The 10,486-nt window shown below is 40.8% G+C and carries 8 protein-coding genes; 4 read left to right on the forward strand and 4 right to left on the reverse strand.

Annotation, left to right across the window (positions count from 1 at the left end; all coding sequences use genetic code 11):
• Positions 1-4 precede the first annotated feature (4 nt).
• The 3 genes from I6F41_RS09490 to hemL all read left to right on the forward strand — a co-directional run bounded on the left by I6F41_RS09490 (position 5) and on the right by hemL (position 2,890).
• Complete coding sequence (locus I6F41_RS09490; RefSeq protein ID WP_011328910.1) at positions 5-439, forward strand: CopD family protein; 435 nt, start codon at positions 5-7, stop codon at positions 437-439.
• Positions 440-556: 117 nt separating this feature from the next.
• Positions 557-1,573: an aspartate carbamoyltransferase gene (locus I6F41_RS09495; protein ID WP_011328911.1), complete on the forward strand. Its 1,017-nt coding sequence runs from the start codon at positions 557-559 to the stop codon at positions 1,571-1,573.
• A gap of 36 nt (positions 1,574-1,609) precedes the next feature.
• Positions 1,610-2,890 (forward strand): glutamate-1-semialdehyde 2,1-aminomutase, encoded by a 1,281-nt coding sequence (gene hemL, locus I6F41_RS09500; RefSeq protein WP_011328912.1) that lies wholly within the window; start codon positions 1,610-1,612, stop codon positions 2,888-2,890.
• A 74-nt stretch (positions 2,891-2,964) separates the two neighbouring features.
• On the opposite strand, the gene mrcB is transcribed toward hemL, so the two are convergent.
• From mrcB to I6F41_RS09520, 4 genes are all read right to left on the reverse strand, one after another.
• Positions 2,965-5,307 (reverse strand): penicillin-binding protein 1B, encoded by a 2,343-nt coding sequence (gene mrcB / locus I6F41_RS09505; protein ID WP_182684582.1) that lies wholly within the window; start codon positions 5,305-5,307, stop codon positions 2,965-2,967.
• Between the two features lie 176 nt (positions 5,308-5,483).
• Positions 5,484-6,713: an ammonium transporter gene (locus I6F41_RS09510; RefSeq protein WP_011328914.1), complete on the reverse strand. Its 1,230-nt coding sequence runs from the start codon at positions 6,711-6,713 to the stop codon at positions 5,484-5,486.
• Positions 6,714-6,722: 9 nt separating this feature from the next.
• On the reverse strand, positions 6,723-7,061 hold the full coding sequence (locus tag I6F41_RS09515; RefSeq protein WP_011328915.1) for a P-II family nitrogen regulator: 339 nt from the start codon (positions 7,059-7,061) through the stop codon (positions 6,723-6,725).
• A 181-nt stretch (positions 7,062-7,242) separates the two neighbouring features.
• Positions 7,243-8,508, reverse strand: coding sequence for a GGDEF domain-containing response regulator (locus tag I6F41_RS09520; RefSeq protein WP_182684583.1), 1,266 nt, complete (start codon positions 8,506-8,508; stop codon positions 7,243-7,245).
• A 352-nt stretch (positions 8,509-8,860) separates the two neighbouring features.
• On the opposite strand from I6F41_RS09520, the gene I6F41_RS09525 reads away from it, so the two are divergent.
• Positions 8,861-10,381, forward strand: coding sequence for a S10 family peptidase (locus tag I6F41_RS09525; protein WP_011328917.1), 1,521 nt, complete (start codon positions 8,861-8,863; stop codon positions 10,379-10,381).
• The last annotated feature ends 105 nt before the right edge of the window (positions 10,382-10,486 follow it).

Here is a 10,486-nt window from a genome sequence, read left to right on the forward strand (position 1 = left end):
TAATATGAGCGCATTATTAATTTACAAAACCTTGCATATATTTTTTATGATTGCCTGGTTTGCCGGTATTTTTTACTTACCAAGGTTATTTGTGTACCACGCTATGAGCGAAGAAAGGGCATGCAACTCTATGCTTAAAGTAATGGAACGTAGGCTGCTTTTTTTTGTCACTCCGTTTGCCGTGTTAACCGCGGTATTTGGTGTACTCACTATAGTTGAATATGGCCGCGATTGGTTTAAGTACAGCATGTGGTTGCATTATAAACTAGTGCTAGTAATTATTTTATACCTATACCATGGTTACTGTTTTAAGCTTTTAGCTGATTTTAAACATGACCGTAACACTAAAAGTGACCGTTTTTATCGTATTTTTAATGAGTTACCCGTTATAGCACTATTAATAATAGTGGCACTGGCGGTAATAAAACCCAGTTTATAATAAAATGTTTCTAGGTAATTTACTCTGCCAACTAGCTAAGTAACTTTGCTATAATATGCGCGATTGCGTGCTCCTTTAAGGATTATCGCGCCTTTTTGAATAAGTAGGAATAACCCCATGTTAAGTTTCCAAGGTGAAAATATACTCTCAGTTAATCAACTCGACAGAGACTGTATTGAACGTATATTTGCAGTAGCTAAAAAAATGGAACCCTACGCTAAAAAACAAAAGCGTACTAACGTGCTAGAAGGTGCCATTTTAGCCAACTTATTTTTTGAACCTAGCACACGCACACGCGTAAGCTTTGGCACCGCTTTTAACTTACTCGGCGGACTCGTTCGCGAAACAACCGGCATGCAAAGCTCAGCGCTCGCTAAAGGCGAGTCGCTTTACGACACCGCCCGTGTTATTTCGGCGTATGCCGATGCTGTCGCTATGCGCCACCCCGATGCAGGTTCAGTAAGTGAATTTGCAACAGGCTGCTCAATCCCTGTGATTAATGGTGGCGATGGCCCTAACGAGCACCCCACTCAAGCACTGCTCGATTTATTAACCATTGAGCGTGAGCTTAACCGTTTTGAGCAAAACATAGATGGTATGCACATTGCGCTAGTAGGCGATTTAAAATATGGTCGCACTGTGCACTCTTTATCAAAACTATTATGCCACTATAAAAACGTGAAATTCTCGATGGTTGCACCCGATGGTCTACAAATGCCTAGCTATATATTAGATGCAGTAGATAATGCAGGTCATAAAATTGAATTGGTAAACAAAATGGAAGGTAACTTAGCTGCCGACATAGTTTATCAAACGCGTATTCAAGAAGAGCGCTTTCCTTCGCAAGAAGAAGCCAACAAATACCGTGGTGGGTTTAGAATTAGTCAATCAATTTACACTGCACATTGCAAACCTAATTCAGTGTTAATGCATCCGCTACCACGCGATAGTCGCCTAGAAGCCAACGAGCTAGATAACGACTTAAACGCAAATGACAATTTAGCTATATTTCGCCAAGTACAAAATGGCGTATTAATTCGTATGGCACTGTTTGCTTTAACCCTCGGCGTAGAAAACAAAGTCGAGCAGTATGAAGTAGACGTACCTTGGTTTAGCCGCAAACGCGATAGCTAAACCCACTTTTTTTGTGACAAAACAATAGGATTTTTCATGACAATTAGCCAAGACTTATTTGCACGCGCTCAAGCTTCTATTCCTGGTGGCGTAAATTCACCAGTACGTGCTTTTAATGGTGTAGGCGGCACACCGCTATTTATCACTAAAGCTGAGGGTGCGTTTACATTTGACGCCGATGGTAATCGCTATATCGATTATGTTGGCTCTTGGGGCCCTATGATCATGGGCCATAACCACCCTGCAATTAAACAAGCAGTACACGACGCGGTAGAAAACGGCCTAAGTTATGGCGCGCCTACCGAAGCCGAAATTTTAATGGCTGAAAAAGTAAAAGAGCTAGTACCATCAATCGAAAAAGTACGTATGGTTAGCTCAGGCACAGAAGCCACTATGAGCGCTATTCGCTTAGCGCGTGGTTTTACTGGCCGCGATAAAATACTTAAATTTGAAGGCTGTTACCACGGCCATGCCGACTCATTATTAGTTAAAGCGGGCTCTGGCGCATTGACTATGGGCGTGCCTAATTCGCCGGGCATTCCTGAAGATTTTGCAAAACATACGCTTACTGTATCGTTTAATAATTTAGATGAAGTGAAAGCTATTTTTGCTAAATATGCCGACGAAATTGCATGCATTATTGTTGAGCCTGTTGCTGGTAACATGAACTGTATTCCACCGGTTCCGGGGTTTTTAGAAGGTTTGCGCGACGTTTGTGACGAATACAAATCGGTACTTATTTTTGACGAAGTAATGACCGGGTTTCGAGTTGCACTTGGCGGCGCACAAGCCTACTACAATATAAAACCAGACTTAACCTGTTTAGGTAAAGTAATTGGCGGCGGCATGCCAGTGGGCGCTTTTGGCGGCAAAACCGAAATTATGGATTATATTGCACCGGTTGGCCCAGTTTATCAGGCGGGTACATTGTCGGGTAACCCAATTGCCATGGCTGCAGGTTTAAAATCGCTAGAGTTATTAAGCGAGCCAGGCTTACATGCAAAACTAGAAGCAACCAGTAAAGCAATTTGTGAAGGCTTTGAAGCCGGTGCTAAAAAAGCAGGCATTGCATTAACCACTAACTACGCCGGTGGCATGTATGGTTTTTTCTTTACTGATGCTGAAAAAGTAACAACTTACAAACAAGCTACTGAGTGTGATTTAGAGCGTTTTAAACGTTTTTTCCACCTGATGCTTGAAGAAGGTGTTTACTTAGCCCCCTCTGCTTTTGAAGCAGGCTTTGTATGTGCAGCGCACAACGAGCAAGAAATAAAAGATACCATTGCAGCCGCAGAGCGCGCGTTTGCTAAGCTGTAAAACATCAGTTTTATTCAGCCAATAAAAAAAGCCCTAACGGGCTTTTTTTATGTCTTGTAGTTATTCAAAACAGCTTAACGAATACACTGCGGCCTTGGTTCAAATTCACTGGCTCTTAGTGGTAGCTGAATAACTTTGCCGCACCCTGGTGGCGCTTGTTTACCCGTTAGCTCGTTAATAAACGCCCAGCGAATTGAAGGTGGACGAGTATCGGCTATCGCTTCGGGATTTAGCGGTTTTAAATAACGAATATAGGTCTCTAAAGCCCCTACACTACCGGTTAAGCCGGTACTTTTGTTATCATCTCGGCCTAGCCAAGCAACGGTCACTGTGTTTTGATCAAACCCGGCAAACCAGCTATCGCGTAAATCGTTACTAGTGCCCGTTTTACCCGCAAGTTGAATCGACGGAAAGTGTAAGTTTAACCGTTTTGCGGTGCCATCTTTAGTCACTCGTTTCATTGCGTATTTTGTCATGTACATGGCATCTTTAGCAAAACGCGGCTCAGATTTCACCTCATGCTTATACAATACTTTGCCTATTGAGTCGGTTAACGCAGAAATAGCGGTTAACTTTCTATATTCGCCATCGGCAGCAATGGTTGTGTACAATTGTGCTACCTCAAAACTAGACATTTCAAGTGCCCCCAATAACAACGATGGGTATTCGTTAATTCTTCCCTGCGCGCCTAACCCTCTTAGTGTATTTGCAACTTTATCTACACCTACATCAAGGCCAAGATTTACCGCAGGTATATTTATACTGCGACTAAAAGCTTTGTATAACGGGATCGCTCCGCGAAATTGACGATCGTAGTTTTCAGGTTGCCATACTTTACCTTGCTCATTGGTAACTTGCACCGGTGAGTCGTCAAGTAAAGTGGCTAGGTTATAATGTGGTAACTGCAGCGCGCTTAAATACACTGCAGGCTTAACTAATGAGCCAATATTACGTTTGGTATCAAGTACTCGGTTAAAGCCTGAATAACGCACATCGCGCCCAGAAACTAATGCCGATACGCCACCTTTTTCTACGTTAACTGAGATCATCGCCGCTTCAAGCGCGCGAGTATTAGGGCGTTTTTCTAAATAAGGCAAACTTGCCTGAATCGACTCTTCCATTGCCGTTTGTTTTTGTAAGTCAAAATAGGTAAACACACGAACACCGGCATCTAACACATTTTGATCGGGCAATAACTGCTTGAGTTCACGATTTACTAGTTCTAAATAACCTGGGTACGATTTTTGTAAACTGGCTTTCATTGGCGCTATATTCAAAGGACGTTTTAATGCAGCGCGGTATTCATTAGTACTCAAAAGTTTGTCTTCAACCATTAAGCGCAGCACTAAGTCACGACGTTCCATTGTGCGCTCTTCGTAACGACGTGGGTTGTAATAAGACGGCCCTTTTACCATAGCCACCAGCAGCGCTATTTGATCGTACTCTAGCTCATCTACTGGTTTAGAAAAGTAAAATTCAGCAGCCAAGCCCATACCATGTACACCTTGGTTATAAGACTGCCCTAAATATACTTCATTTAAATACGCTTCAAGTATTTGATCTTTTGAATAACGGTAATCTAAAATAAGCGCAATAAACGCTTCGTTTATTTTTCGTGTAAGTGAGCGCTCTCGGGTTAAGTAAATATTTTTAGCCAGTTGTTGCGTTAGCGTACTGCCGCCCTGAACTGTTCGCCCAGCACGAATATTACTATACAACGCACGTAAAATAGAAAATACCGATACGCCGTGGTGCTGATAAAAATTACGATCTTCAACCACTAAAAGCGTGTCTTTTAGCATTGCCGGAAATTTATCCAGCGGTACAAATTCACGGTCTTGTTTAGAGTCGTTACCTATACGCGCTATTTGCACCGGCTCCAGCCTAGCGTTGTTTAAACGCCGACCAAACTTGTCTTTAATACTAGCCACTTTTTGCCCTGCAAAACGCAGTTCAATTATATGCGCCTGTTCTAGCGCGTCATAAAATTCAAAATCGCGACGATATATTTTAATGCTGTTGGCAGTTTTAACATATTGCCCTGTACGACTTAACCTATTAACGGCTGAGTAGTTTAGCCGCTCTAACTCCCAAATAACCTCTTGGCTTGATAAGAACTGCCCGGGGTAAAACGCCATCGAGCGTGCATAAACTTGCGCAGGAAGCTGCCATTTATTACCTTCAAATTGACGAGTTATTTTTGCATCGAGGTAAATAAAATAAAGCGCCATAGCAATAAATGTCGCTAAACTAAGTTTCCAAAAAATAGACCATAGTTTATTGAGTAAAGATCGCTGAGCAACTGATGATTTGTTTTTTGTACTTTTTTTAGCGCCGTTACGCGGTGTACTTTTAGAGGGTTTAGCGCTGCGCTTTGTGGGGGTTTTACCTGTCGGTGTTTTTTTGTTATCAGCCATTTAAATGTAATTTATTCCAAGGTTTATTTTACGGACGTGAGCTTAGCATAGTCACCTACTAGTTCACCATTATAAGGTAAATTAACAACCCATCTTAGCAGCACTAAAGTTAACCTCCCCTGAAATAAAAAAGCGCTACCTAAGTAGCGCTTTGGACAACACACAATAACTTAAATTTAATTACTACGAACCGATACAAATTCTGGGTAGGCGTCAATGCCACAATCGTGTTGATCCATACCGTTTAGCTCTTCTTCTTCGGTAACCCTAATGCCCATAGTATGCTTTAAGATTGCCCACACCAGCAGCGAAGAAATAAACACAAAACCAATAATACACAACAAGCCTATTAACTGAGTTACCAAGTTTGCCTCGGCGTTTGTCACAGGTACTAGCATAATACCAAGTACTCCACATACGCCATGCACAGAAATAGCGCCAACTGGGTCGTCTATTTTTGCCTTATCAAGTATAACAATACTAAATACCACTAATGAGCCGCCTAATAACCCTAATAAACACGCCATCAATGGTGAAGGTGAAAGCGGATCGGCGGTAATCACAACCAGCCCAGCTAACGCGCCATTTAATACCATAGTTAAATCGGCTTTACCCCATAATGCTTTACAAACAAATAGTGCTGAAACAGCCCCCATTGCAGCAGCAGCATTGGTGTTTAATAAAATCTTTCCTACAGCAGTCGCGTTTTCTGCATCTGATATAAGTAGCTGCGAGCCGCCGTTAAAACCAAACCAGCCCATCCATAAAATAAACGTACCTAACGTTGCCAAAGGCAAGTTTGACCCCGGAATTGGGTATATTTCGCCATTTTTACCATATTTTCCTTTACGTGCACCCAGTAATAATACGCCAGCTAATGCCGCTGATGCGCCGGTTGCATGCACTATTGCTGAGCCCGCGAAGTCAACAAAACCCATTGCCGATAAAAATCCAGAGCCCCAAGTCCAGTAACCCTCAATAGGATATATAAGCCCAGTTAACACCAAGGTAAACACCAAAAATGCCCACAACTTCATGCGCTCAGCCACCGCACCCGAGACAATAGACATAGCCGTGGCAACAAAAACAACTTGAAAGAAAAAATCAGATTCTAGAGAGTGATCAGCATCAGCGGCTTGTGTACCAATTAAGCCACCAAATGAAGGAATGATGCCTCCCTCGGTATTCCCTACATACATAATATTGTAACCAACGAGTAAAAACATGGTGCATGCAATTGAATACAAGGCGATATTTTTAGTTAATATTTCTGTGGTGTTTTTTGAGCGTACTAAACCCGCTTCTAGCATGGCAAACCCTGCGGCCATCCACATTACTAATATGCCACAAATTAAAAAATAAAAGGTGTCGAGCGAAAACTTTAGTTCTATCAGTGTACTTTCCATAAATCCCCCTTAAAGTGCATCTTCATCAAGTTCGCCCGTACGAATACGAACAATTTGATCTAGGTCGTACACAAAAATCTTACCGTCACCTATTTTTCCGGTGCCTGCAACTTGCGTAATTGAGTCAACTACGCGTTGGCAGTTTTCAGTACGAGTGGCAATTTCGAGTTTAATTTTAGGAATAAAATCAACTTGGTATTCAGCCCCACGATACAATTCGGTATGACCACGTTGTCGACCAAAGCCTTTTACATCAACAACTGTCATCCCTTCTATGCCTAAATCAGCGAGTGCTGTACGCACTTCATCTAATTTAAATGGCTTGATGATTGCACTAATCATTTTCATTTTAGTCCCCTTAGGACACGTTATTGTTTTTCTTAGTTAATACAATCCAAGCTTTATGCCATTTTTATATGGCAATAAAAAACAATAACTTATAAAAATATTTTATATTTAAAACAAAAAAACGCACCAATTAGGTGCGTTTTTTTATATATAATACTTGATTGGTGCGTGTGTATTTAACTCAACGTATAGCTGTAACCTCTGCTAGCTGCAAAGTACTATTTAAAACCACACAATTGCGCCCTTGATCCTTAGCTTGATACAAAGCTCTATCGGCAACACGCATAGCAGCGGTTAAATTGGTATTTTGAAATTCGGCTAGGCCTATACTTGCTGTTATTGATAAGGTTTTATCACTGATAGTAAAGTCGTAACTTGCGAACTTTTGTATAAATAAATTTAAACATTTCTCGGCTTGTTCAACTTCTACTTGCGTTAATATAATTGCAAACTCTTCACCGCCAATACGTGCCACTGTACTGTTAGAAAATGAAGTACGGATTAAATTACTCACTTGTTTAAGTGCCTGATCGCCGCCGTCATGCCCAAATTCATCGTTTATTGCTTTAAAAAAATCTATATCGAGTAACACTAAGCTATTTTTCTGATTTTTATTTTTGAGTAGTTTTTCAGCATACTGATAAAAGTAACGACGATTATAAAGCCCGGTAAGATGATCTCGAAAAGCACTTTCTTTAATGTCTGCAATTAACGATAACTGCTCCATGGTTTGCAATACACGACAATGAAACTCTTCATTCATAAAAGGTTTAGTTAAAAAATCATTAGCACCATATTTAATAAATCGCGCCGATAAACCATGCTTACTCGCGCCTGATAACCCAATAATTGCTAAGTCATCACGGCCTCTAAAGTTTCTCACCGCTTTAACTAATTCAAAACCATCCATTGTTGGCATTGCATAGTCTGTCATGAGTAATTTAATTTCAGCATCGTTTTTGAGCATATCTAATGCTTGGCGTCCATCGTGCGCCTCACTGACTGCAAATAATTGTTTTTCTAGCATTTGCTTCATTAAAGTACGACTTAAAACCGAGTCGTCGGCTATTAATGCTTTACAGCCTTGGTTACGCAACAGCTGTGCAACTAATTTTATAGCGTAATTATATGAGTCACGGTTATCTTTTATCACATAATCAATTACGCCTAATTCTAACATTTGCAGGCGCTTGTACTCATCCATCTTAGAAGTAAGCACCACAGTAGGAATACCTTTTAATAAGGTATATTTGGCCACCTCACCATTTGGTGCGTCGGGGAGCGTTAAATCAACTAAGGCTAGTGTATAGCTGTGCTTACTTACAAACTCCTTACACTCAGATAAAGACCAAGCAAAATCAATGGCAACATCAAGATACTGTGCAGATATATGGCGAAGGACTTGTTGTACTACTTTACTATCTTCAACTATCAACAGTCTTTGCATAGGGCTTCTCTTTACTTCTAATTTGATTACTTGTTTTATAACCATATGTTCATCATAAATTTAAAGCCTTTAATGAGATTTTAAATTTATTAAAAAGCAAATTACACACCCTGTCGGTTTGCCACTATTTTTTTAAAGTAAATCTCACTTATTTAAGCTGCTATTTATAAATAGATGCGAATATACATTACTTTCATTACGATCGAAATAAAGAGCGATACAAAGCGTTAAAAGCTAAGTTTTTACACATTCTATTTACTCAACCACTATTATCGGCAACTAGTCTCAATACTTTTGTTTTTTTACTGAATATTTCTTTTAATAGAACATTAACAATAAAAAAGGGTCATTCATGAAGTTTAGCCAAAGTATTTTTTTACCTATTGCCGCCATTGCCTTAACACTTAGTAGTGCCTCCTTTGCCGATAATAACCAGCGTCGTATTGATATCGACAGCAAAGTGGTTACTGAGCACAAAGCAAAAATTAATAATCAGCGCTTTTCATATACGGTTGCAACCGGTACGCAACCTGTTTGGGATGACAAAGGCGATGCTATAGCAACCTTGCAATATACTTACTACACCCGCGATAAGGTAGATGACAGAGCAAAGCGCCCTTTGCTTATTTCGTTTAATGGCGGCCCTGGCTCGGCATCGGTTTGGATGCACCTTGCTTATACTGGCCCTCGCGTATTAAAAATTGATGATGAAGGCTACCCTATTCAACCATATGGGGTTAAAGACAACCCTTACTCAGTGCTCGACATTGCCGATATTGTATATGTAAATCCGGTAAACACCGGCTACTCTCGGGTAGTTGAAGATAAAGACGGTAAATTACTCTCTAAAGCTGAACAAAAAGAGCAGTTTTTTGGCGTAAAAGCCGATATTAAGTACCTCGCTGAGTGGCTTAATACCTTTGTAAACAGAAACGAGCGCTGGCGCTCTCCTAAGTTTTTAATTGGCGAAAGCTACGGTACAACACGTGTATCGGGCCTTGCCCATGAACTGCAAAATAGCCAATGGATGTACATTAACGGCGTAGTATTGGTTTCACCAACCGATATTGGCATTAAGCGCGACGGCCCAATTAAAGCAGCTAACCGCCTGCCTTACTTTGCCGCTACAGCTTGGTATCACAAAGCATTAAATGCCAACTTACAAGCTAAAGACCTAGACGAGTTACTGCCTGAAGTTGAGCAGTTTACAATTAACGAACTGATCCCCGCACTGGCTAAAGGCGGCTTTATTGCAGATGATGAAAAGCGCCGCATAATTAAAAAAATGGCGCAATATGCTGGGCTTTCTGAAACCTTTGTAGAGCAAAATAACTTAGATATTCCAACGCAGTTTTTTTGGAAAGAGTTATTACGTGATCGCGGCCAAATGGTAGGACGCTTAGACTCGCGTTATTTAGGTATTGATAAACGCGATGCGGGCGAGTCGCCTGATTACTGGGCAGAACTCACGTCGTGGTTACACTCTTTCACACCCGCTATTAATCATTACTTACGTGAAGAGCTAAATTATAAAACAGATATTAAATATAACCTGTTTGGTAATGTGCACCCATGGGATAGAAGCGGTAATAACACCGGCGAAAACTTGCGTTTAGCTATGGCGCAAAACCCGTATTTAAAGGTAATGATTCAATCGGGTTATTATGACGGTGCAACTAACTACTTTGATGCTAAATATACGTTATGGCAGTTAGACCCAAGTGGCAAAATGCAAGACCGCTTAAGCTTTAAAGGCTACAGAAGCGGACATATGATGTACTTACGCCATGCGGATTTAGAGAGCTCTAATACCGACTTACGTGAGTTTATAAAGGCGGCATTACCTAAAGAAGGCCAAGCTGCTAAATACTAATCAGCAAATATAAAAAAAGGCTCGTAATGAGTAATGCCGATCAGTTAAGTAATAAAAAGCTTGACGATCGGTAAAATGAGATCAGAATCCTATGATCACAGGTCA

The organism is Pseudoalteromonas sp. SCQQ13, from assembly GCF_015864415.1.
Taxonomy (GTDB): Bacteria; Pseudomonadota; Gammaproteobacteria; order Enterobacterales; family Alteromonadaceae; genus Pseudoalteromonas; species Pseudoalteromonas nigrifaciens.

What these genes read in the sequence shown, in the direction of transcription:
- hemL (WP_011328912.1), top strand. Translation starts at nt 1,610, where the DNA reads ATGACAATTAGCCAAGACTTATTTGCACGCGCTCAAGCTTCTATTCCT.
- I6F41_RS09490 (WP_011328910.1), top strand. Translation starts at nt 5, where the DNA reads ATGAGCGCATTATTAATTTACAAAACCTTGCATATATTTTTTATGATT.
- I6F41_RS09495 (WP_011328911.1), top strand. Translation starts at nt 557, where the DNA reads ATGTTAAGTTTCCAAGGTGAAAATATACTCTCAGTTAATCAACTCGAC.
- I6F41_RS09525 (WP_011328917.1), top strand. Translation starts at nt 8,861, where the DNA reads ATGAAGTTTAGCCAAAGTATTTTTTTACCTATTGCCGCCATTGCCTTA.
- I6F41_RS09515 (WP_011328915.1), bottom strand. Translation starts at nt 7,061, where the DNA reads ATGAAAATGATTAGTGCAATCATCAAGCCATTTAAATTAGATGAAGTG.
- mrcB (WP_182684582.1), bottom strand. Translation starts at nt 5,307, where the DNA reads ATGGCTGATAACAAAAAAACACCGACAGGTAAAACCCCCACAAAGCGC.
- I6F41_RS09510 (WP_011328914.1), bottom strand. Translation starts at nt 6,713, where the DNA reads ATGGAAAGTACACTGATAGAACTAAAGTTTTCGCTCGACACCTTTTAT.
- I6F41_RS09520 (WP_182684583.1), bottom strand. Translation starts at nt 8,508, where the DNA reads ATGCAAAGACTGTTGATAGTTGAAGATAGTAAAGTAGTACAACAAGTC.